At 60.7% G+C, this 21,770-nt stretch carries 22 protein-coding genes and 1 tRNA gene; 11 read left to right on the top strand and 12 right to left on the bottom strand.

Annotation, left to right across the window (positions count from 1 at the left end):
- Nucleotides 1-114: 114 nt before the first annotated feature.
- Nucleotides 115-1,116 carry a methyltransferase domain-containing protein gene (locus AC0V7N_RS30045; protein ID WP_496627466.1) on the top strand — a complete coding sequence of 334 codons (1,002 nt, stop codon included), beginning with the start codon at nt 115-117 and terminating at the stop codon, nt 1,114-1,116.
- Nucleotides 1,113-1,928: a phytanoyl-CoA dioxygenase family protein gene (locus tag AC0V7N_RS30040; RefSeq protein ID WP_475451810.1), complete on the top strand. Its 816-nt coding sequence runs from the start codon at nt 1,113-1,115 to the stop codon at nt 1,926-1,928. The genes AC0V7N_RS30045 and AC0V7N_RS30040 overlap by 4 nt, the downstream gene beginning before the upstream one ends.
- 34 nt (nt 1,929-1,962) lie before the next feature.
- On the opposite strand, the gene AC0V7N_RS30035 is transcribed toward AC0V7N_RS30040, so the two are convergent.
- On the bottom strand, nt 1,963-3,624 hold the full coding sequence (locus tag AC0V7N_RS30035) for a hypothetical protein (protein WP_496627465.1): 1,662 nt from the start codon (nt 3,622-3,624) through the stop codon (nt 1,963-1,965).
- Entirely contained in the window at nt 3,618-4,040 is a 423-nt protein-coding gene (locus AC0V7N_RS30030; protein WP_496627464.1) for a hypothetical protein, read from the bottom strand. Before AC0V7N_RS30030 ends, AC0V7N_RS30035 begins: the two co-directional genes overlap by 7 nt.
- 410 nt (nt 4,041-4,450) lie before the next feature.
- Between AC0V7N_RS30030 and AC0V7N_RS30025 the strand changes: the two genes are divergently transcribed.
- A complete protein-coding gene (locus tag AC0V7N_RS30025) occupies nt 4,451-4,792 on the top strand; it encodes an EamA family transporter (protein WP_475451808.1) in 342 nt (113 codons plus the stop codon).
- A 55-nt stretch (nt 4,793-4,847) separates the two neighbouring features.
- On the opposite strand, the gene AC0V7N_RS30020 is transcribed toward AC0V7N_RS30025, so the two are convergent.
- The 5 genes from AC0V7N_RS30020 to AC0V7N_RS30000 form a co-directional block, all read right to left on the bottom strand.
- Nucleotides 4,848-5,603 (bottom strand): class I SAM-dependent methyltransferase, encoded by a 756-nt coding sequence (locus tag AC0V7N_RS30020; protein ID WP_475451807.1) that lies wholly within the window; start codon nt 5,601-5,603, stop codon nt 4,848-4,850.
- Between the two features lie 129 nt (nt 5,604-5,732).
- The gene (locus AC0V7N_RS30015) at nt 5,733-6,635 is read right to left on the bottom strand and encodes a glycoside hydrolase family protein (protein ID WP_496627463.1); all 903 of its coding nucleotides are present in this window, start codon (nt 6,633-6,635) and stop codon (nt 5,733-5,735) included.
- 48 nt (nt 6,636-6,683) lie between these two features.
- Nucleotides 6,684-7,610 carry a glycoside hydrolase family protein gene (locus tag AC0V7N_RS30010; RefSeq protein ID WP_496627462.1) on the bottom strand — a complete coding sequence of 309 codons (927 nt, stop codon included), beginning with the start codon at nt 7,608-7,610 and terminating at the stop codon, nt 6,684-6,686.
- On the bottom strand, nt 7,607-8,272 hold the full coding sequence (locus AC0V7N_RS30005) for a NeuD/PglB/VioB family sugar acetyltransferase (RefSeq protein ID WP_496627461.1): 666 nt from the start codon (nt 8,270-8,272) through the stop codon (nt 7,607-7,609). Before AC0V7N_RS30005 ends, AC0V7N_RS30010 begins: the two co-directional genes overlap by 4 nt.
- Entirely contained in the window at nt 8,269-8,880 is a 612-nt protein-coding gene (locus AC0V7N_RS30000) for a class I SAM-dependent methyltransferase (RefSeq protein WP_475451802.1), read from the bottom strand. The genes AC0V7N_RS30005 and AC0V7N_RS30000 overlap by 4 nt, the downstream gene beginning before the upstream one ends.
- A gap of 139 nt (nt 8,881-9,019) precedes the next feature.
- Here AC0V7N_RS30000 and AC0V7N_RS29995 point away from each other — a divergent pair, with 139 nt between their 5' ends.
- Entirely contained in the window at nt 9,020-9,982 is a 963-nt protein-coding gene (locus AC0V7N_RS29995; RefSeq protein WP_496627460.1) for a methyltransferase domain-containing protein, read from the top strand.
- Here the strand turns inward: AC0V7N_RS29995 and AC0V7N_RS29990 are convergent, their stop codons facing one another.
- Nucleotides 9,983-10,987, bottom strand: a complete 1,005-nt coding sequence (locus AC0V7N_RS29990; RefSeq protein WP_475451800.1) for a glycosyltransferase family 2 protein — start codon at nt 10,985-10,987, stop codon at nt 9,983-9,985.
- A gap of 256 nt (nt 10,988-11,243) precedes the next feature.
- On the opposite strand from AC0V7N_RS29990, the gene AC0V7N_RS29985 reads away from it, so the two are divergent.
- The 3 genes from AC0V7N_RS29985 to AC0V7N_RS29975 are packed head-to-tail and all read left to right on the top strand — an operon-like array spanning nt 11,244 to nt 13,175.
- A complete protein-coding gene (locus tag AC0V7N_RS29985) occupies nt 11,244-11,609 on the top strand; it encodes an aminotransferase class I/II-fold pyridoxal phosphate-dependent enzyme (RefSeq protein WP_496627459.1) in 366 nt (121 codons plus the stop codon).
- Between the two features lie 7 nt (nt 11,610-11,616).
- Nucleotides 11,617-12,414: a dTDP-4-amino-4,6-dideoxygalactose transaminase gene (rffA, locus tag AC0V7N_RS29980; protein WP_496628037.1), complete on the top strand. Its 798-nt coding sequence runs from the start codon at nt 11,617-11,619 to the stop codon at nt 12,412-12,414.
- Nucleotides 12,415-12,473: 59 nt separating this feature from the next.
- Complete coding sequence (locus AC0V7N_RS29975) at nt 12,474-13,175, top strand: WbqC family protein (protein WP_475451798.1); 702 nt, start codon at nt 12,474-12,476, stop codon at nt 13,173-13,175.
- Between the two features lie 57 nt (nt 13,176-13,232).
- Here the strand turns inward: AC0V7N_RS29975 and AC0V7N_RS29970 are convergent.
- Nucleotides 13,233-13,307, bottom strand: a tRNA-Gln gene (locus tag AC0V7N_RS29970).
- A 128-nt stretch (nt 13,308-13,435) separates the two neighbouring features.
- The gene (locus AC0V7N_RS29965) at nt 13,436-13,780 is read right to left on the bottom strand and encodes a VOC family protein (RefSeq protein WP_496627458.1); all 345 of its coding nucleotides are present in this window, start codon (nt 13,778-13,780) and stop codon (nt 13,436-13,438) included.
- Between the two features lie 224 nt (nt 13,781-14,004).
- Here AC0V7N_RS29965 and ppdK point away from each other — a divergent pair, with 224 nt between their 5' ends.
- The 3 genes from ppdK to AC0V7N_RS29950 all read left to right on the top strand — a co-directional run bounded on the left by ppdK (nt 14,005) and on the right by AC0V7N_RS29950 (nt 18,906).
- On the top strand, nt 14,005-16,683 hold the full coding sequence (gene ppdK, locus AC0V7N_RS29960; RefSeq protein ID WP_475451796.1) for a pyruvate, phosphate dikinase: 2,679 nt from the start codon (nt 14,005-14,007) through the stop codon (nt 16,681-16,683).
- Between the two features lie 119 nt (nt 16,684-16,802).
- Nucleotides 16,803-17,906 (top strand): glycosyltransferase family 9 protein, encoded by a 1,104-nt coding sequence (locus tag AC0V7N_RS29955; RefSeq protein ID WP_475451795.1) that lies wholly within the window; start codon nt 16,803-16,805, stop codon nt 17,904-17,906.
- A gap of 259 nt (nt 17,907-18,165) precedes the next feature.
- Nucleotides 18,166-18,906: a polysaccharide deacetylase family protein gene (locus tag AC0V7N_RS29950; protein ID WP_475451794.1), complete on the top strand. Its 741-nt coding sequence runs from the start codon at nt 18,166-18,168 to the stop codon at nt 18,904-18,906.
- A 31-nt stretch (nt 18,907-18,937) separates the two neighbouring features.
- On the opposite strand, the gene AC0V7N_RS29945 is transcribed toward AC0V7N_RS29950, so the two are convergent.
- Complete coding sequence (locus tag AC0V7N_RS29945) at nt 18,938-19,327, bottom strand: DUF427 domain-containing protein (protein ID WP_475451792.1); 390 nt, start codon at nt 19,325-19,327, stop codon at nt 18,938-18,940.
- A 122-nt stretch (nt 19,328-19,449) separates the two neighbouring features.
- Nucleotides 19,450-19,806 (bottom strand): hypothetical protein, encoded by a 357-nt coding sequence (locus AC0V7N_RS29940; RefSeq protein WP_475451791.1) that lies wholly within the window; start codon nt 19,804-19,806, stop codon nt 19,450-19,452.
- 321 nt (nt 19,807-20,127) lie between these two features.
- On the opposite strand from AC0V7N_RS29940, the gene AC0V7N_RS29935 reads away from it, so the two are divergent.
- Nucleotides 20,128-21,756: a fatty-acid--CoA ligase gene (locus AC0V7N_RS29935; RefSeq protein WP_475451790.1), complete on the top strand. Its 1,629-nt coding sequence runs from the start codon at nt 20,128-20,130 to the stop codon at nt 21,754-21,756.
- Nucleotides 21,757-21,770: the final 14 nt, after the last annotated feature.

Here is a 21,770-nt window from a genome sequence, read left to right as displayed (position 1 = left end):
CTTTCCATGACGAGCGATGGTGCGATTCTCAGCCGCCCCCTGCAGAAGGCCTCATGTCTGAGGTGCGGACATGGCTTTCATCTCACCCCGCTGAAGCCCGAAGATCGGGACGCCATGTACAGCGACGGATACGATCTCGGCCTGGTCGACCCGGCCGCCGATGCCGCGCGAGCAGAAGCCTATGCCGCTTGCATAGACGAATCCGCGGTCACGCTTCTCGGACGCACTCTTCGCCCCCGCAGCGTCGTTGAGTTTGGGGCAGGGACCGGTGCCCTGCTCGAAGAACTTGCACGGCGATGGCAATTGGGGGAGGCGCTGGGCTTCGAAGCGGCATCTCAACTGGTCGCCGCTACTCGGCAGCGGGATCAAGCACGGGCAACGATCCGGCGGGGCTATGCCGAAGAAGCCCTTGGTGAGATTGCCGGACGGTACGACCTCTGCCTCTCGGTGAACGTCCTTGAGCACGCCCTCAGCCCGGAAGTCTTCCTGTCCGTGTCCAGGCAGGCCCTCTCGGATGAAGGCACCGTGGTGGTGATCTGCCCGGACGGCGATGTTGCCGACACGGAGCTGTTGTTCCTTGATCATGTCTCGAGTTTCTCCCAACAGTCCCTGCGGATGGTCGCTGCGGCAGCGGGATTGCACGTCACTGGAAGCGTTGCGCTGAGTGGACAGCAAAAAGGCTTTCGATTGACCTTCCTGAATCCCGACCCGACCGCGCCGGCGGTTCCCACGGACCTCCAATACCTGTCGCTCGCACAGGTGCGATCGGATTTCCTGAAGGGTTGGTCGGAAATTGATGATGGCGCGTCAGAATGGCTGGACGGCAAGCCCTACGCGATGTTTGGAGCCGGGGAGTTCCGAAATCTGCTGCGCGCCTATGCCCCCCGGCTCGTCAAAGGAGCCGAAGCATTCCTGACGGACGAGCCGCTCGCGGCCACTCTCGACGACCGCCCATGGCTGAGAGCCAACGAATATGCTTCCGCGCATCCCCAGACTATCATAGTGGCCGCCGTGAATCCGCGAAGCTGGCTGGCGTTGGCCGGAAAGTTTCGGGGCAGCGGCATGCAGATCGTCCATCCCTACCTCTTCTCCAGCCGTCTCAAGGAGCAGCTGTGACCGAGATAGATCGCTACGGCGTCAAGGAAACCGCGGTTGTACGCGATGAGATCGATGTCCTGATCGAAGATCTCCGGCTCACCGGCCATACAACGCTCGACGCAGGGCTGACCGGCGAGCAACTGGATGCGTTGTCCCGTGACTTTGACGCCGCTGAAGCGGAATACGCTGAACAAGCCGCGACTGCGGGCTACGACCTTTCGACGATCGGCGAGCGCGACACGATCCGCGTCCTGCCCAAATACGCTCCGGCGTTCATGGCCATCGCCTTCAATGAGCGGCTGGCGCAGTTGCTCTCAAGGATGCTCGGTGACTACTACATCCTCAATCAGGTCAATGGGCTGATCAATCGCGGCAACAAGAGCAAATACGGACAGGCGGCCTTCCATCGCGACATTCCCTACCAGCACTTCGTCAGTTCACGGGCGCTTGCCATAAATGCGCTGTTCGCGCTTGACGATTTCACAGCCGAAAATGGAGCCACCCGGGTCATACCCGCCAGCCATCATCGCGAGGATTTTCCCTCCGACGAGACGGTGCGGCGGCGTCAGATTCAGATAGCCGTGCCGCGGGGGACATTCATCATTCTGGATTGCATGCTCTACCATGCCGGATCGACCAACCATACCGACAGGAATCGGCGCGCTGTGAACCACGTTTTCACCATCCCGATGCTGCGGCAGCAGCTTCATCTTCCGTCGGTCCTGTCCGATCTTCCGGGATTAAGCGCGGATCAGAAGAAGATTCTCGGATTTGGTCTGGATGAGTATCGCTCGGTGGACGCGTGGTTCGGCGCGCGAGCGAAGAAGTAGATGCTGCGAAAGCGGCACGGCCTTGCTTCCGCTGCTACGGATGTGCCCGCTCGATGGTGACGGATTTGAACGCCGCCGCGCCGGTTCCCAAGGTCCAGACCCGAAACTCCATAACCGATGTGTGGTCGAGCGAGAAGAGCAACTGTTGGGGGCCGTGACTTTCCGTCAAATCCTTCTGAGCTATAACTATTCCGCCCGGTGATGCAGCCGCGTCAACGCGCAGCGCGGCAGTCGGACTGCTGTTGGCTTCGACGTCAAAGGTAAGGCGATACGTTCCCGGGGCGACGCTCACATAGGGACCATAGTACAACGCGCCGTTCGCTTCCGGCGGCGCCACCAGCGCTTTCCCGTCGCCGCGCTCTTGCAGGGAGCCCACTTGCGTAAGCGCCTGGGCGTCGGCATGAAATGTTACCGGCTGCATGAACCGAACATCCCAACCCGGCAGCTTCGCAGCAATGTTTTCCGCGAATACAAAGATGCCAAGATTGCCGAATTGAAGTTTCCGCGAAACGGGTAAGCCGAGTGCCGCCAGCCGCTTCCAGTCGATCTTGTTTGCTTCCTCCTGTGTCAGCAGAAGAAACGTCTCGCCCTTCCACGTATCGGCATTGTACCAACGGTCAGCAGACAGGAAGCGCATTGGCATCGGCAGGGCGCTGTCCAGGGCAATCTGCCGAACCAGGACATGTTCGTCGGACAACACGCTGACCGTGCCGGCGTTCCAATAGGTGGCGTAGCCATAGGTCAGCCCATTGTCTTGGAGGTAGCGCGCCAAGTCCGACAGATCGACGGCACGGGATTTCTGCTGCCCCAGGCTCAGACGCGACCACGCATCCGACTTGACAAACGTCGGGTAGGCACTTGTCAGCAATCCGGCAAAGACGACCGCTACGCTGAGGAACTCGATGGGTCTCTGTCGCAAGTCGAGAGGGGTGGCCAACGCCACGATGGCCATCGTGACGAGCGCCGGTACCAGGTAACGGGAACTGCCGATCGGATCGGCAAGGTTTGGAATGGTCGTTGCCACTTGCAGAAGGCACACCGACAGAAGCGCCAAAGATCCATAGATGGCGAGCGGTCTGACCTCGTCGTGCGGTCTCGCCGATGTCGCCACCGACCGCACGATCAACGACACCAATAGGACTGCCACAATCAATCGCAGCGCGCCGTAGAGGCCGACCACGGTCAGAAGCCCGCTGCCTCCGGGCGGAGACCCGCCGAAAACCGCCAGGACCTCCTTGCCCAGCACCACGAGGTTGCTGACGATCGTCTCGTATGGCAGCCATTGGACGGAGGCCGCGTCGCGCGCGGCATTGTTTACATGCGCAAAGGTCACGCCATAGAGGATGGTCCCGCCACCTATCGCTGCGCCGATCGAGGCGGCCGCGCCCACCAAGGAAGCTCTTCCCACACCTGCGGGACGCAGCCTGTGTATCGACCACAGCGCGGCGGCGATCAGCGGCATCCCTATGGTAACGATCGCGCGCTGAGGATTGCCCCAGAACTCGGCCGTAGTCAGCGCCCAGAGCAAAACGCTCCATATGACGACGTTCTTCGTCGACGTCTCTCTCATCAACCTGACGAGGCAGTATATCGAATACAGCGACATGTAGAGAATTGTGCCGTACGACGCCTGTCCGTAGAGATTTTCGGCCAGAACTCCGGATATTCCCGCCGCTACTGACGCGGTTATCAGCATCCGCCGTGTTTTGCCGATCGGCGCCAGGCCGGCAGCCAGCCATACACTGTGCAGCACGAGTATGGATGTGACGAGGCCCGAGATCGCATGAACTGTAAAGCCGGCGGGAAGAAAGGCCAGGGCCGGTATGATAAAGAGATGGCCGATACAACGACAATGTCGTTGTTTCCATAATACCAATCCGGCGGGAAGAAATTGTGGCTTTGGACGATTTCTCGCGCCAGCAGCACTTTCATTGCGCTGTCGGAGTGAAATATGGTTTTGTATTTCACGAAAACGTAAAATACGAGGAAGCAGAAATTGATCGCCAGAATTAATACAGCCGCAGGAAACCAATAGGACCTGGCTTTGGACAGTCCCTCTGCTGGCAAATTCTGCTCAGCCGGGATTGTCCGGGACTGCTCCTGGATTGCCATGGTTCGGTTGGGCTCCCCCTGGAGCAGTTCACCGTTTCACGGAAACGGCGAGCCACTCCAACTTTTTGTTTTGACGCAATTCCTGTGGGAAAACCGTTACACACTTTTCCTGGAATTGCGCCATGCCGTGCACACAGCCCGAAACCAGGGCCGGGCACGACAACTGGCCTAGATGGACCGTTTGGCTTCGCCTTTGTCAACCTGAACTGGCCAATCGAAGCCGGTATCAACGGTTCCTGGTCGACCGAGAGGCTCCCGGGAGGGCGCGCCCCGCGTTTGCAGCCGCCAGCCCAGCCCAGAATGGACAGCTGGCATGCTACAGTCCAAAGGCTAAGGCGCCGGCCGATTCGAGCAGATGGAGAAGCAAACTGGATAACCGTGCCACCGGCATTGCCCTTATTGTTGCGGCTGTGCTTCTGCTCACCACAGCCCAGATCATCATCAAGTCTCGCCTGACCGACCATGGGACGGTGCCGTTCAGCTTTGAGCAAGGCTGGCCCTATTTGCTTGGTTTGCTCGCCGACTGGAAGGTTTGGATAGGCGGTCTTGGCCTCGTCTTCTCGAGCGTTCTTTGGTACGCCGCGATCTCAAGAATTCCGCTATCGGTAGCCTTCCCGTTTGCAGCGCTGGCTTATCCTCTGGTCTTTGCCAGTTCGGTGCTGTTCCTGCACGAACGGTTCAGCTGGCAGTCCCTTGCCGGCAATGGCTTGATTGTCCTCGGTGTGGTGTTGGCGGCGACCCGATTGCCGTAGGCAACGTTGCTGTTGTCGGTAAGGTGCCGGCTGCTTTCCCGGCGAGTGCCGCCAGTCACGGGCGCTTCGCCACCACCAATCTGGATCCGCCGACCGGAAGGGTCAGGCCCGATGCGAGGATCACGCTTTCGATCCCCATGACGGCTCGCAAAGAGGCATTTGTGGCCCGTCCAAGGCGAAATTCCCTGCCGGCGTCGAACTCGGCGCTGTTGCTCTTGCGTTGCCGCGACAGGAACATCAGCGGCAACAGCAGCGACACGAACGACGTGCTGTAGACGATCTCCAGTCCCACGCCTGCGATCTTTTCATGCAGCTCCCGCTTTTCATAGCGCCGGAAATGAAACGACTGTTTGTCGATGTCACTCCAAAGCCATTTGTGCTGCGGCACGGAAATGATCACGCCCCCGCCGGGCTTTACCGCGCGTTTCAGATTCTCCAACGTATCGACATCCTCATCGATGTGCTCGATCACGTCGAACGCCCCTATCACGTCGAATTCCGCGGCATAGGGCAATCGTCTCGCGTCCATCTGCGCAAAGCTTGCCGACGGCACGCGGGCGGCGGCAAAGGGCAGCCCTGCAACGAAGATTTCGGTCCCGACAAGCCGGACCTCGGGAAAGGCGCGGGCGATGCCGCTGAGCACAAACCCAGTGCCGCAGCCGATCTCGAGGAATGACTGCAACTGCGGAAAGAACCGCCTCAGCGTGCGAACGATGATGGTATTGCGGGCCTCGAACCAGAAATTTCCAGCCTCGCGATGAGCAAGTTCGGCAAAGAAGCTCTCGTGGAACCCACCGCCTTCGGTTGCCATTTCGGGCGCCCAGGCGGGGAAGCCGTTCAGGATGGCGGGAACGAAGCCGCAGGCCGGACAACCCGCGTCCAGGGATGCATGGTGTAGACTGCAGCGCGGACAAATAATCATATGTCCGCTCGATCCCCGTTAGACGAGCACGGCCAGGCCGAAGCCGGTCTTCCCGTAGCCATTGCCGTTGTAGAGCATGTAGCGCTGCCCCCCATGATCGAACACAATTGGATACTCGATCATCTCACAATCCCAGCCTGACTTGGAACGCGCGATGCCCACCTCATGGTCCATCCGGGTCCAGTTCAGGCCATCGGCCGATTCGGCGTAGCCGATGCGATAGCGGTCGCCGCGATAGGCATACCACATGCGCCACAGCGCGCCGTCTCGCTGAACCGCTGGTCGAGATATCGCATATTCCTGTTCAGTCGCGAAATCGATGGCGACCCTCCCGTCACGGCGCCAGTGGATGCCGTCGTCGGAGCTCGCATATTTGATGTGGTAGCGATGGATTGGTCCATTCGCCGATGGGCTCCAATCGACGCAGGACGTGTACCACATATGCCAGAGGCCGGCCTCATGCAGCACACAGCAACTGCCGACAAAATGCGGCTCTGTCATCGAGCGATCAACCAGCGGACCCGCGGCGAACCGTGAAAACGAACCATCGGGCGGCGCCGTGGCGAGGCCGATGGCGTTGCGAAAGGGAACGGTGACGCCCAGATTCCAGCCGACATAGTAGAGATATCGCGTCGGACCCGCGACCGTGAGCCAACTCGCCAGGGCGCCGCTGTCGTCAAATTCGCCGAGGGCTCCCGGCACCAGGACAGGCGACCGGGCTACCTCGAGGATCCGCGCCGGCGACGACAGATCGACGATGACATAGCCGGTATGCGAGCGTTGCGATGCATCCCGAGAGCCGAAATAGATTCTGAACAGATTGCCCGAAACGTGCTCGGCGATCGGCATGGTGGCGTGCGAGCGCATCCAATCGACATCACCGGTCGGGCAGAACAGGCGGCCGAGCTTCTCCCATCGCACGGGGTCATATCCCCCTGAGCCGCGAACGCGGCACTGTCGACCGTTCCGTCATGGTTCCAGGATAGCGACCCCGACCCCATCCCTCCCATAACCATTGCCATTATAGAGCAGGAAGCTGGCCTCCGCGGTGTGCAACAGGCTGGCATAGCAGACCATCTCGCAATCCCATCCGCTGGCGCTGGTGTCGAGCAGTGGCACCCTGTCGCGCTCCCAGTGTACCCCGTCGACGGATGTGGCGCGGTACACTCGGTAGGTTTCGCCCAAACGCCTTGCACAATAGAGCATTTCGTAGCCGGCATCGGTCCTTTGCACGACCGGTCGGGCGATGGCGTGCTCTCCCTCATGGAAGGGCAGGCAGATTTGCTCGTTGGTCGTCCAATTCATGCCGTCGCGGCTCGTCGCGTGCTTGACGGTGTAGTAGTGGATAGGAGCATTCTTCCCTTCCGGGTCGACCTCCCATCGCAGGCCGGACACATACCACATGCGGAAATTGCCGTCTTCGACGAGCACCCAGGGCGCGCCGGCAAGCAGGGGATCGTAGTGGTTGCGGCCGAGCACAGGCGCTTCGGACAGACGATCGAAATGCCGGCCTCCGTCGCGCGATTCCGCGATCCCGACTGCGAAGGTGAATGGCACCGTGCGGGTGAGTGACCAGCCGGTATAGTAGAGCAGCAAGCGACCTTCGTGATTGACGAGACAGCCGGGCATGGCGCCCGCATCATCAAATGTCCCCGGCTGGCCAATATCGAGGGATGGACGCTCCGAGCGGGCGATCTGGGTCAGGCCGTCAGCGGTCGCGGCGACCTCGGCCCAGCCGCCTCGCGAGCGATTGCTGTCATCGCGACTTGCAAAATGAATGCGGTATGTTTCGTTGCCCAGCCTCTGGGCAAAGGGGTTCTGGCAATGCGAACGCTCCCAGGGCGAGCCGCCCGGCCGGCATACCAATCCGGCGCGCTTGAAGCGTAATCGCGTCATATCTTTCTCAGCCGCGAGCTCGGCACTTTAGACCGCTCCGTGGCGTTGCCGAGATAGACCCCGTCGGGCGCCGCATCCGCCAGAATTAGCGCTCCGGCGCCGATCACGCACCTCTCGCCCACACGGATATGATCGCGCAGCGTCGCGTTGACACCCAGGAAACAGGCCTCGCCAATATCGACCCCGCCCGAGACCACGATATGCGAGGCAAGAAAGCAATGATCGGCAATGCGCGAGTGGTGCCCGATGTGATTGCCGCTCCACAGCGTCACATTGTTGCCGATAGATGCGAAAGGCTGAATGACGTTGTGCTCGAGAATGAAGCAGTTTTCGCCGATTTTACCGTCGTTGAGGACTGTTGCCCTGGAACTGACATAGCTGGCGAAATCGTAGCCCAGCGCCTTGAGCGCCAGGTATTTTTCGCGGCGAACCTCGTTCAATTTGCTGTAGCTGAGCGCCACGAACGCACTATGGCTGCTCGGCGGATAGTCCCGGGTCAATGTCTCGAATGGCACGACAGGAAGGCCCGCCAGCCGATCCTGGGTCAGGAATGCACTGTCCACGGTAAAGGCGGTGACGTCGTAAGAGGAATCGCGCGTAAAATAGTAGTGGGCGAGTTCAGCGATATCGCCTGCTCCGAATATGACGATGGGCCGCTTCATGACTTCCTGACCAGGATGGTGAATTCATAGAGACCATAATCGTGCAGCAATGCCACGCGCTGCGCATATTTTTTCTTGCAGATGTCGAAAAGCTGCCTTGGATCGGCATAGAAGAGATCGGCTCTTCTCTTGTCCATATCCGAATAGGAGGTAAGGCAATTGAAGGCGAAGCCGCGCCGGCTGGTGGCATGGAGGACATCCAGCGTCGACTCCAGATAAGCCGCCCATTCATCGTCCGGACGTGTGAGCTTGACGTTGAAGATACCGCTCGCAAAGCCGAAATCGGCAATCTGCGCCGGCACTGATCCGACGGCAAACTGCGCTTGGGAACGATCACCAAAAAGTGTGGCCGCTGCTTCGATCATCTCTGCAGCCACATCGCAGCCATAGTATCGTACGCCGGGAAAGCGATCGGCGAGGAACGGCAGCAAAGCACCGTAGCCGCACCCCAGATCGTTGACCGTGAAGTCGCCCGGCAGGTCGATCAACGATGCCAATTGCCTGAAGCGAAGGATCTGGCCTTCTTCTGTATTCCAATCCACACCCTTGGGGCTGGGGCCGTGCGCCTGCACCTTGTCGCCATAGTAGCGGGCGACCTCAAGCAACATTGCCCCGCTTCTGTCCGTTGCCGGGGTGCCAATAGACGTCATGGGCATAACCATCAGTGGGTTTTCGCTCACAGAATCGTGAATCCAAGTCTAAATGGACGGTTCCGCGAATGATACCGGAATTGAACTTTGTTTCCCCTTGACTAGGCAGCCGCTGACAGAGGCGCCGGACGGCTCCGCTTTGCTGGGCGGGCCAGACGAGCGCTATCCCCTGATCGACGACATTCCGCAACTGCTCATCCGCTCCGGCGAGGTGCAGGCCTCTTCCGAGAGCCAGGCCTATTACCGCGAGCGGGCAAGCGAATATGATCGCGGCATCGAGGCACTATTTGCCACGCTGCTGGCGGACGAGGAGCAAACGCGCCGGGACATGTTTGCCCAGCTCGAGCTTCGGCCGGATAGCAAGGTGCTCGAAATTGGCTGCGGGACCTGCCGCGACACCATCCATCTGCTCGATATGCCCATTGACGTGTTTGCCGGCGACCTCTCATTCGAGATGCTGCTGACGGGCCAGGGTCGCCTGCATCGCGCGAAGAAGGACACTTCACGCCTGCAGTTGTTCTGCGCCGATGTGATGCATTTGCCTTTCGCCGACGGCTTCTTCGATGCGGCCTATCATTTCGGCGGCTTCAATCTGTTCCCCGACCACAAGGAGGCCCTGGCTGAAATCACCCGCGTCGTGAAGCCGAACGGACGGGTCGTGGTCGGCGACGAAGGAATCGCGCCCTGGCTGGCGAACAGCGAATTCGCAAAGATCCTGGAAAACTCCGATCCCCTGTTTCGCCATCGTGCGCCGCTGGACTGCATCCCGGTCGATGCGCGACAGGTCGCCTGCCGGTGGATTCTCGGCGGGTCCTTCTATCTGATCAGCTTCGTGAAGGGCCAGGGAGAGCCGCCGCTCGATCTCGACGTCACATTCCCCGGGCGACGGGGCGGATCGCACCGGACCCGCTATTTCGGCAAACTGGAGGGCGTTTCTCCCGAATTGCGCGACCAGCTGCTGGATGCGGCGGCGGCCGAGGGGGTATCGGTGGTCGACTGGCTGGAAAGAACACTTGGCAGAGCAGTACAGAATGCCGAGCGTGATGGCGTCGAAGACTAGCTAGTCGCGAACACGCTCTGACCCAAGGGATGATCGATCTTCAGCGACGGCATTGCCATCGGCCTGCCCCTCGACACCCATCGCTGCGCCGCGATGAATATCTCGAATTATCGTGTAGGGACGACGTTTGGTTTCGGACAATATATTGGCAATGTAGACACTGAGAAGGCCAAGGACAAGCATCGTCATGCCGCCGAAGAACCAAATGGAAATGATTATGGATGTAAATCCGGTAACGCCAATGCCATGGACGAGATATCTCATGAGATAAAATGCCATCGTCAATACCGATAAAAGTGAAATCGTTAATCCAAAATACAATATCAAGTAAAGAATTCTGGTTGATGTCGTCATAAGATAACGCACCGCCATTTGAATGCGGCGACTGATCGAATACGTCGTAGGGGACAGGGCGTGCTTGACGACGACCTGTGAGTCTTGACGAAAACCGGTCAGCTGAAACAGATGAGCGATGATAAACTCATGATCCTGATGGCTGACGAGCGCGGCAACGTAAGCGCGAGTCATGAGCCGCGCGATCACCAGATTGCGCGGCAGATGGAAGTCGCTCAGCCAGTCATTGATTGTGAAGAATAGCGCGCCGGTCCATCGTTCAAAGGCGCCGCCACGGCGAGATTCCTGCACCCCATAGACCACATCGAGTTTCTGTTCCGACATCTGCTCCGCAAAGGGCAGCAGACACTCGGGCTCTTCCTCGAGATCGCTGTCGATGAGGAACACCCGATCGCCCTTGGCGTGGGCCAACCCGGTCATGATCGCCTTGTGGTGGCCGAAATTCCGCGACAGGTCGATGACGGTCACGTGCCGATCAACCGTGCTACGCGCGACGGCGAGGTCGAGGCTGCCATCGGGGGAGCCGTCATTGACGAGGATGATCTCGAATTCATCCCCGACCAGGCGACGCGCCGCGGCAGAGACCCGGTCGCAAAATTCGGCGATATGGGGCTCTGATTTGTAGAGCGTGCTGACGACGGAAAGCTTCATGAAGGAGAATCGGTCCATTGCTGCGCCAGGCGCTTCCGCCCGACGTCTCATTTCAGCTATCGTTGCCCCAGGAAAAGCAACACCGTCAACCTGGCGTCCTTCATTCTACCCCCTCAGCGCCAAAATCGGATGTTCTCACGTCCAATTTCCCAAGTTGGCTTGCTCAAGCCGGCAATTAATGGAACTGTCCTGGTTGAAGTACAGGAGGTACTTTCTTTCGGCGACACCAGTAGCGCCGTTTGGCGGGGGGACGACAGTGTCCGATTCTTTGAACAAGCCTTTGCGGACGGCAGGGTCGCTGCCTGTTGCATTCAATCGCTTGCATTTGACCGGGCGGGAGATGCTCTACATCGCTGAGGCGCGGGTAGCCCAGCACATGTCCGGTGACGGGGCTTTCACCAAACGCTGCCATGCCTGGATCGAGGAGCATGTCGGGTGCGCAAAGGCGCTTCTGACCCATTCATGCACGGCGGCGCTGGAGATGTCGGCGCTCTTGCTGGATATTGTTCCCGGCGACGAAATCATCATGCCGTCCTACACATTCACATCGACGGCGAATGCGTTTGTGCTGCGCGGCGGCGTGCCGGTATTCGTCGACATAAGAGGATACCCTCAATCTTGACGAGCGCCTGATAGAGGCCGCGATCACCCCAAGGACACGGGCGATCGTGGTGGTCCACTATGCCGGAGTGGGCTGCGAGATGGACACCATACTCGATATCGCGCACCGGCACGGGCTGAAGGTCGTCGAAGACGCTGCCCAGGGTGCGATGGCGCGCTACAAGGGGCGGCCGCTCGGCAGCATCGGCGATCTGGGGACGCTAAGCTTCCATGAGACCAAGAACCTGATTTCGGGTGAGGGCGGCGCGCTGCTGATCAATGACCCAGAACTCAGCCAACGGGCTGAGATCATCCGCGAAAAGGGAACCGACCGCAGCCGGTTCTTCCGTGGCGAGGTCGACAAATACACTTGGCAGGACGTCGGCTCCTCCTATCTGCCCAGCGATTTGCTGGCGGCATTCCTGCTCGCCCAGCTCGAGGATGCGGAATCGATCACCGCGGAGCGTTTGCGGGTATGGAACCGCTATCACGAGCTGCTGGCGCCGCTGGAGCAGGCCGGGCTGCTTCGCCGGCCAATCGTTCCGGCCGAGTGCGAACACAATGCGCATCTCTACTACGTGCTGCTGCCCGAAGGAGTGGACAGGCGCGGCGTGCTGGCCCGTCTTCGGGAAAATGGCATCGACGCCATTTTCCACTATGTTCCGTTGCACGAAGCGCCGGCTGGCCGACGCTACTGCCGGACCCACGGCGACCTGCGGGTCACCACCGGAGCCGCAGCGCGCCTGATCAGACTGCCGCTGTGGTATGGCCTCAGTCTCGCCGCCCAGGAGGGCGTGGCCGCGGTGCTGAGCGCCGGTCACCGCTGAACAATCCGCAAGGACGTTGAGCTATTCCCATGATTCTTGGTGAGTGAAGCTGCGGGCAGATGACGAAGCGGGTGGCCATTCTTCAGTCGAACTATATCCCCTGGAAGGGATATTTCGACCTCATCGCTTCGGTCGACGAGTTCATCCTCTACGACGACATGCAATATACCCGTCGCGACTGGCGCAATCGCAACAAGATCAAGACGCCCACTGGGCCCCAATGGCTGACCGTGCCTGTCGTGACCAAGGGAAAATACCTTCAGAAGATTTTCGAGACCGAGATAGACGGCGCCGACTGGGCTCAATCGCACTGGCGGCAGCTGCAGCTGAACTATCGCCGGGCGAGCTGCTTTTCGGAAATAGCCGAATGGCTGGAGCCGCTCTATAGCCGCCACTACACGCACATATCGGAGCTGAACCGCTGCTTCATCGCGGCAATATGCGGGTATTTGGGGATCACTACGGCCATCACATCGTCCAGCGCGTACCAGCTCAACGGTGCGAAAACCGAGCGGTTGGCCGACATTTGTGCCCAGGCCGGAGGGACGGTCTACGTTTCCGGGCCGTCCGCGAAGGACTACATCGTGCCCGACGTCTTCGAGCTCAAGGGCATCGATCTCGAATGGTTCGACTACGAGGGCTATCCTGCCTATCCCCAGCTCTGGGAGGGGTTCATTCACCAGGTGTCGATCCTCGATCTGCTGTTCAACTGCGGCAAGCAGTCGCCTCGGTTCATGCGGTTCGTTGCCAAGCGGGCCTAGTCTGGTGCCCTGATGAAAAGTTCATTAAGATATTGATTTAAATACACAATCATGAACTGGCTGGGGCGCCAGGATTCGAACCTGGGAATGTCGGTACCAAAAACCGATGCCTTACCACTTGGCGACGCCCCAATAGCCGTCAGAGTCGCTTGTGCGGCGCGTTATTAGCAGAGCAGCCGAAAAGCACAATGCTTTATGAGCGAGGGCAAGAACGCCCAAATCGAGCAGTCCACAATGCCACCGGATCCTGTCCGAGCGGGCTATTCACCCCAGACAGCCAGCTCGTTCCCGGCCGGATCGACGAAGTGGAAGCGCCGGCCGCCGGGGAACGGGAAGATCGGCTTGACGATCGTGCCGCCGGCGCTTTCGACGGCGCCAAAGGTTTCCTCGAGGTTGTCGCTATAGAGCACGGGCAGCGGCTTGGCCGGTGCTTCTGCGGCATCGGCCTGAAAACCGCCGTCCAGGCCTTCGGAAAAGGCCGAATAGGTCGGCCCATAGTCGGTGAACGACCAGGCAAAGGCGGAACTGTAGAAAGCCTTCAACCGGTCCAGCGTGCCGCCGGTCGCCGACATTTCCAGATAGTCGAGTTTTCCAGTCAGTTTCATGGGCACCTCTACGTTCCCTTTATGTTCTAGTCGTCGAACCGTGAGGTGGCAAGTCTTTTTGCCGCATGTCCGGGCGAGGCTTTTTCTTAATCGATTGTAGCGGCAGGACGGCTTTGCCGGCGCTTGCCTTTCGCACTGCAGCATCATATCGCTCCAAAGTCGGAGCAGGGCGGAACTTTCCGTTTCGCCAATCTTTCCAATCTCCTGCAACCGGAGCGCAAAGCATGACCAAATGGGTTTTCACCTTTGGCGATGGTGCGGCGGAAGGCCGTGCCAGCGACAGGAATCTGCTGGGCGGCAAGGGCGCCAACCTGGCCGAGATGTGCAGCCTGGGCCTGCCGGTGCCGCCGGGCTTCACCCTCACCACCGAGGTCTGCAACGCCTATTACGCCAATGGCCGTGCCTATCCGGCGGGCCTGGAAGCCGATGTCGCGGTAGCGCTCGATCAGATCGGCCGGCTGACCGGCCGCCGGTTCGGCGATCCGTCGAAGCTGCTGCTTGTGTCGGTGCGCTCCGGGGCCCGCGCGTCGATGCCCGGCATGATGGACACCGTGCTCAATCTCGGGCTGAACGATGAGACCGTCGAGGCGCTGGCCACCGATTCCGGCGACGCCCGCTTTGCCTATGACAGCTATCGCCGCTTCATCCAGATGTATTCCGATGTCGTCATGGGCCTCGACCACGAGGTGTTCGAGGAAATCCTGGAGGACCAGAAGGGCGGATTGGGCTATGAACTCGACACCGAGTTGACGGCAGCCGAATGGCAGGGCGTCATCGAACTCTACAAGGCCAAGGTGGAGGAGGAGCTCAGCAAACCCTTCCCGCAGGATCCGAACGAACAGCTCTGGGGCGCCATCGGTGCGGTGTTCTCGAGCTGGATGAACAACCGCGCCATCACCTACCGGCGTCTGCACGACATCCCCGAAAGCTGGGGCACGGCGGTCAACGTCCAGGCCATGGTGTTCGGCAATATGGGCGAGACCTCGGCCACCGGCGTCGCCTTCACCCGCAACCCGTCGACCGGCGAAAAGCAGCTCTATGGCGAGTTCCTGGTCAACGCGCAGGGCGAGGATGTCGTTGCCGGCATCCGCACGCCGCAGAACATCACCGAGGCCGCCCGCATCGCCGCCGGCTCCGACAAGCCTTCGCTGCAGAAGCTGATGCCGGACGCGTTCCAGTCCTTCGTCACCATCTCCGACAGCCTGGAAAAGCACTACCGCGACATGCAGGACCTCGAATTCACCATCGAGCGCGGCAAATTGTGGATGCTGCAGACCCGGTCGGGCAAGCGCACCGCCAAGGCAGCGTTGAAGATTGCGGTCGAAATGGCAAGGGACGGCCTGATCACGAAGGAGGAAGCCGTCGCGCGCATCGACCCCGCCTCGCTCGACCAGTTGCTGCACCCGACCATCGACCCGAAGGCCGCGCGTGACGTCATCGGCGTCGGCCTGCCGGCGTCGCCCGGAGCCGCCACCGGCGAGATCGTCTTTTCCTCCGGGGATGCCGAGGATCTGAAGACGCAAGGCCGCAAGGCGATCCTGGTGCGTATCGAAACCAGCCCGGAGGACATCCACGGCATGCATGCGGCCGAGGGCATCCTGACCACGCGCGGCGGCATGACCAGCCATGCCGCCGTCGTCGCGCGCGGCATGGGCAAGCCTTGCGTGTCTGGCGCCGGCTCGCTGCGCGTCGACTACAAGGCCGGCACGCTCCTCTCGATGGGACAGACGTTCCGCAAGGGCGACATCATCACCATCGATGGCAGCAATGGCCAGGTGTTGAAGGGCGCCGTATCGATGCTGCAGCCCGAACTATCAGGCGATTTCGCCGCCATCATGGAATGGGCCGACGCGGTGCGCCGCATGAAGGTGCGCACCAACGCCGAAACGCCGCTCGACGCCCGCATGGCGCGTTCTTTCGGCGCCGAAGGCATCGGTCTCTGCCGCACCGAGCACATGTTCTTCGACGGCGAGCGCATCGTCGCCATGCGCGAGATGATCCTGGCCGACACCGAAAAGGAGCGGCGTGCCGCCCTTGCCAAGCTTCTGCCCATGCAGCGCTCGGATTTCCTGGAATTGTTCGAGATCATGGCCGGCCTGCCGGTGACGATCCGCCTGCTCGATCCGCCGCTGCATGAATTCCTGCCCAAGACCGAAGCCGAAATCGCCGAGGTCGCGGCCGTCATGAATGTGTCGCCCGACAAACTCAGGCAGCGCACCGAGGCCCTGCACGAATTCAACCCGATGCTCGGCCATCGCGGCTGCCGGCTGGCCGTCTCCTATCCCGAGATCGCCGAGATGCAGGCGCGCGCCATTTTCGAGGCCGCCGTCGAGGCCGGCAAGAAGGCCGGCGCGCTGGTCGTGCCTGAGATTATGGTGCCGCTGGTCGGCCTGGTGAAGGAACTCGACTATGTGAAGGCGCGCATCGATGCGGTCGCCAAGAGCGTCATGGACGAGACCGGCGTCAAGATCGACTACCTGACCGGAACCATGATTGAGCTGCCGCGCGCGGCGATTCGTGCTCATGTCATCGCCGAATCGGCCGAATTCTTCTCCTTCGGCACCAACGATCTTACCCAGACCACCTTTGGCATCTCACGCGACGATGCGGCCTCGTTCCTGGAGACCTACCGCCAGAAGGGCATCATCGAGCAGGACCCATTCGTCTCGCTCGACATCGACGGCGTCGGCGAACTGGTGCGCATGGCGGCGCAAAAGGGCAGGGCGACCCGGCCCGACATCAAGCTCGGCATCTGCGGCGAACATGGCGGCGACCCCGCATCGATCCGTTTCTGCGAGGAGGTCGGTCTCGACTATGTGTCGTGCTCGCCATATCGCGTGCCGATCGCCAGGCTAGCGGCCGCGCAAGCCGCGGTGCAGGTGGCGAAAACGCGACGTGGATAGGGGAATCAAAGCTTACGATTTTGTATGAAAACTCACGCGAATGTGCTGAAGGCATTGCGTAATCTCGACATTGTTCCTGCCCAATTTGCGGATGGCCCGCCAATTGCACCCGGAATCACATGTTGCAGATCTCACCCGCGCCATTTCGCTCGATCCTGATCATTCAAACGAAGTTCATCGGCGATATTGTTCTCGCCTCGACGCTCGCCAGGAACCTGCAACTCGAATTCCCGGGCGCCAGGATCGTGTTCCTCTGCGAAGCGCACTTCGAGAGTTTCGTGGTGGCGCATGGCATCGCTTCCGAAGTGGTGGCGTTCAGGCGGTCCCGCATGCGGGGCACCCCGCTGGAGCGTGGGAAAGAGCTCTATGCCATGGTGCGGGCTCTGCGCCGCTTCCGCTTCGACCTGACGATCGACCTGACTGATTCCAAGACCTCGCGCCTCGTCAGCGGGCTCGTCAACGCAAAGACACGCATCGGCTACAATCCGCCCGAGAGGCCCCTGAAACTGCTGGAGCGGCAGCCCGCCAATCTGTTTGCAAAACCACAGGGATTTGGCGGCCAGCATTTTGTCTATCGCTATCTGTCGCCCCTTGAAGCGCTTGGCATCGATCTGCGTGTGACGGTGCCAAGCATTCAGCCGCTGCCATCGGAGACCATGAAAGCCCTGGCGCTTCTCAGCAAGCACCGTCTCCACCCGAACGGCTTCGTCGCCGTGCATGCGGGTGCGAGCTTCAAGGGCCGGCAATGGCAGCCGGAACGATTTGCCGAGGCGATCAACGAGATTGCCACCGACAGCGGATTGGCCGTTGCCCTGGTGGGAGGCCCTGACGAACGCGAGGCTGCCAGGCGGATCATCGCCGGAACGGCGACGCCGGTCGTCGACCTTGTCGGGACGCTGTCGCTTGAGACCTTGCTGGCTGTTCTCGAACAGGCGCGGCTGTTTCTTGGCAATGAGAGCGGTCCGATGCATATGGCCGCCGCCGCGGGCACACCGGTTGTCGGACTTTTCGGCCTGACGCATCCGTCGCGCTGGGGGCCTGTCGGCGTGCCCAGCATCGCGCTTCGGCCATCGATGCCGTGCGACTGCGTAGCCAAGGACCTATGCAGCCCGAAGGACCCCAGCAAGGCGTGCTGCGTGTGGCGGCTTGAGGTGAAACCTGTCGTCGAAGCGGCGCGCGAGCTCCTCGCGCGCACCGAGATGAAGCGGGAACGCGCTGTCTGAGCGGCGATCGAACATCGAAGGCTGTCGAATGGCTCGTGCACCAGCGCGCGGTCAAATTGCCGCGCCGGGCATTTTTCTGCTATCCATCGTCCCGATTTCCGCCTTCATGCGGGTCTTGGGATACCGGCTTGAAATCGGTAGAGCAATTCCAGGAAAAGTGTGAAGCGGTTTTCCGTCAGGAATTGCTCCAAAACAAGGAGTTGGGGCGGGTCACCGTTTCAGCGAAACGGTGAACTGCTCCAATAGGGAACTCGGTTTGATGCGTCTGCTGCAAAGACATCTCTGCATGATCGCCATGTCGTTGGCGGTGGTATCCGGCGTCCATGCCGCCCCGCTGGTCGAACCCACGCTGCACATCAAGCCCGCGGCAAGCGGCGCCGGCCGCGTTGCGCTCACGCTCGATGCCTGCGGCGGACAGACCGACACACGCATTCTCTCGGCGCTGGTGGAAAACAAGATCCCCGCCACGATTTTCGTCACCGGCATCTGGCTGAAGCGCAACGCTGCGGCAGTCGAGATCATGCGGGCGCATCCCGACCTGTTCGAGCTGGAAAATCACGGCGGGCGCCATGTTCCGGCGGTCGACACGCCGCAGAAGATTTATGGCATCCGCAGCGCCGGCAGCCCGGAGGCTGTGCTGGCCGAGGTCGAGTCGGGGGCTGCGGCCCTGGCCAGGACCGGCGAGCCGGCACCGAAATGGTTCCGCGGTGCAACCGCCGAGTACAGCCCCTCGGCGATCGCGATGATCCGCAAGCTCGGCTTCAAGATTGCCGGCTTCTCGATCAATGGTGATGGCGGCTCGCTGCTGGGCGCCAAGGAAACAGCCAGACGCATCGCCGCGGCCAAGGACGGCGACGTCATCATCTCACACATCAACCAGCCGACCCATGCCGCCGGCGAGGGTGTGGTTCAGGGCCTGTTGGCGCTGAAGGAAAAAGGCATGACCTTTGTGCGCCTCGACGACGCCGATGGCACAGGCAATCATGGTACGACGGACTAACCGGTAGCGCTGTCTTGTCCTTGGCGACCGTTCAGCCGGGCGTGGCTTCGATCGTTACCTTGCTGGCGTAGAACGCACCGTGGTCGCGGATCTCGGTCATTTCGTCGAAAGGCCGCTCGTAAGCCCACATCGCGTTCTGCCCGGCCTCGCCGGCAGGCAGCACGCTCCAATAGCTGGCATCGCCCTTGTAGGGGCAATGGGTCGAGTGTTCGGTGCCGCTCAGCCTGTCGAAATCGATGTCGGCGAATGGAATATAGAAGGCTGGGGAATAGGGAGCCTCCGTCAACACCTTGGCCTTGGTGGACGACGCTATGACCGTGTCGCCGGCGCGCACCGTGACGGTGCCGACATAGGGCTCGATGGTGATGATCTTGTCGGGATTGCGCTGGAAGCCGGGTGCCGGGTTGGCGATCTTGTCCATGCTGTTCTCCTTGCCTGGCACCTTAAAGTGTGGCGGACACAGCTGTTGCACAAGGGCGTTCGCATCACGAATACGAGCGCCAGTCGCCGAGGCCTGGCGTGCTTTCGCGTGTCAGCCGAGGCTCAGGCGGCGGTTTTGAATGCGTCCATCAGTCCGGCATAGGCGGCCGCGATGCCCGCCACCGGATTGCTGCTTCTCGAAACGGTTTCGACTTTCAGCGAACCGCCGCCGGTCGGCAGAGTGAGCAGCAGGAACTGGCGATTGCCGCCAGCGCCGACGGAGGCGGCCGCGACGTGCTGGCCTTCCCCTTCATTCTTGACGCACATCTTGAACAGCAGCGTGCCGCCGACCGCTTCGAGCGCGCCGCCGACAACTTCAACAAATTCGTCTTCGGAAACAGTCTTTTCGTCCGGCACCAGATCGGCCAGACTTTCGGCAAGTGTGCTCTCAAGGGCCTTGTCGTCGATCTGCGCGTCCATGCGAACCTCTTTCAGTCGCCAATCGCCCCTTGCCCGTTAACGAACCTTAACGCCGACGATGGCCGGATTGTGGCGGATTTCCCGGTCATTTCGCGGGGTAGGACACTGCCACCATTGCGGTGGCTTTGACACTCCTGCCATCGCGGTGGCACGAGTGCCCAGCAACCCGAAATCCAAAACATGCCAGAATTCAACCGCTTGCCGTTGCGGCAGGAACTCTGAAATTCATTCGCCGCGCAAGCGGGTGACTGGACAATCCGCCGGTTCGCTTCACAATGAACCAAAGCTACGACGCAAAATGCGCGAGGGAGGAGGAATCAGATGCTGGGGCTGATGCAGGAATGGCCGCTGCTGTGCCACAAGCTTATCGACAACGCTGAACGGCAACATGGGATGCGCGAGATCGTGTCGCGCTCGATCGAGGGACCGATCGTGCGCACCACCTACGCCGACATCCATCGTCGTTCTCTCAAGGTCGCCCAGCGGCTGGAGCGAGACGGCTATGGGTTGGGCGACCGCATCGCCACGCTCGCCTGGAACACGGCGCGCCATATCGAGGCCTGGTACGGCATCATGGGCGTCGGCGCGATCTATCACACGCTCAATCCGCGCCTGTTTCCCGAGCAGATTGTCTGGATCATGAACCATGCCGAGGACAAGGCCGTCTTCGTCGACCTCACCTTCATACCGTTGCTCGAGAAGATCGCCGGTGCCGTCAAATCGCTGAAAAAGGTGATTGTGCTGACCGACAAGGCGCACATGCCGCAAACGACCTTGCCCAATGCCGTCGCCTATGAGGACTGGCTTGACGAGGTCGATGGCGATTTCGCCTGGAAGACCTTCGACGAAGGCACCGCCGCCGGCATGTGTTACACATCGGGCACGACAGGCGATCCCAAGGGCGTCGTCTACAGCCATCGCTCGAACGTGCTGCACGCCATGATCGCCGCCATGCCGGACGCGATGGGCCTGTCGTCGCGCGACACGATCCTGCCGGTGGTGCCGATGTTCCACGCCAATGCCTGGGGCCTTGGCCAGGCCGGCCCGATGATCGGCGCCAAGCTGGTCATGCCCGGCTGCAAGATGGACGGCGCCTCGATCTATGAGTTGCTCGACACCGAGAAGGTCACCTTCAGTGCCGCTGTGCCGACCGTATGGATGATGCTGCTGCAATATCTGGAGGAGACCGGCAAGAAGCTGCCCTACCTGAACAAGGTCGTCATCGGCGGCTCATCCTGCCCGCGTGCGATCATGACGAAATTCCAGGACAATTACGACGTCCAGGTCATCCATGCCTGGGGCATGACCGAAATGTCGCCGCTCGGCACGCTGTGCACCTTGAAGCCCGAATATGCCGATCTCCAGGGCGAGGCCCGGCTCGATGTCAAGCAGAAGCAGGGCTACCCGCCCTTCGGCGTCGAAATGAAGGTGACCGACGACGAGAACAATCCGCAACCTTGGGATGGCAAGACCTTTGGCCGCCTGAAGGTGCGTGGACCCGCCGTCGCTCGCGCCTATTATGGTGGCGTCGGCACGGAGCAGTTCGATGAGGACGGCTGGTTCGACACTGGAGACGTCGCTCACATCGACGCCGGCGGCTACATGCAGATCACCGATCGGGCCAAGGACGTCATCAAGTCCGGCGGCGAATGGATTTCGACCATCGATCTTGAGAATCTGGCCGTCGGCCATCCGGACGTAGCAGAAGCGGCGGCCATCGGCGTCCATCATTCGAAATGGGGCGAGCGGCCCTTGCTGGTCGTCGTTGCCAAGCCGGGCAAGGAGCCGACCAAGGCGGACATTCTCGACTTCATGAACGGCAAGGTGGCCAAGTGGTGGATGCCCGACGATGTCGCCTTCGTCGGCGAAATACCGCATACCGCCACCGGCAAGATCCAAAAGATCACCTTGCGCCAGCAGTTCAGGGATTATCGCTTGCCGACGGATTGACGGGATGTTGCGTG

This window comes from Mesorhizobium kamtschaticum (assembly GCF_056174585.1).
Note: the sequence above shows the minus strand (reverse complement) of the source record. Positions and strands in the feature narration are given on the sequence as shown.